A 590-nucleotide genomic window follows, 5' to 3' on the forward strand; every position below is an offset into this window, starting at 1 on the left:
TTCGCAAATGGAGCCCATTTTACTTCTCTTGAACAGCTAAAACTGGAATTAAATGATTATGTTCATTGGTTTAACCATATTCGAATTCATGGAACACTCGGTTACTTAACGCCAGTAGAATTCAAGAAACAGGCCTTATAAAAGTTGTCCAGTTTGGTGTTGACATTCCAATTGGGATCTTTAAGCATTTCAATAGGTGTAGTCATTTTCACTTCATTTACATACCACTCATCGTAAGTCATTCCAGTTTTAGCTTTAAATTCTTTTTCTTCTCTTGCTTTAATCTCCTTAAGAGTCATTCCATGTAATTCTTTAAATATCTCTTCTTCTGTTAAACCTTCATCTATAATTTTGCCTATACCTTTTTTAGTTGTTGCCTTTTTATTATCCATCCTTTTCTCCTTTATTTAGTGATATAAAATTTTATATTCTATAAACGATATAAGAATCCTCTTCTTCAACAAGTCGAGTAGAAGGGAGCCTTTCTACCTTACGGCAAATTGTACTCCTCCCCCCTCACAGAACCGTGCTTGCGCTATTAACGCACACGGCTCCTCCAAATTATCATTTACAGAATATAGCTAATCTCG

General features: G+C 34.7%; 2 protein-coding genes. One reads left to right on the forward strand and one right to left on the reverse strand.

Features of this window, described 5'->3' with window-relative positions; translation table 11 throughout:
• Positions 1-141 (forward strand): IS3 family transposase (locus M3600_RS28515; RefSeq protein ID WP_251648579.1); only part of this gene is annotated, 141 nt, incomplete at its 5' end.
• On the opposite strand, the gene M3600_RS28520 is transcribed toward M3600_RS28515, so the two are convergent.
• Positions 102-392: a hypothetical protein gene (locus tag M3600_RS28520; RefSeq protein WP_251648577.1), complete on the reverse strand. Its 291-nt coding sequence runs from the start codon at positions 390-392 to the stop codon at positions 102-104. The two genes, M3600_RS28515 and M3600_RS28520, sit on opposite strands and share 40 nt — an antisense overlap.
• Positions 393-590 lie beyond the last annotated feature (198 nt).

Source organism: Niallia sp. MER 6 (assembly GCF_023714395.1).
Lineage (GTDB): Bacteria > Bacillota > Bacilli > Bacillales > Cytobacillaceae > Niallia.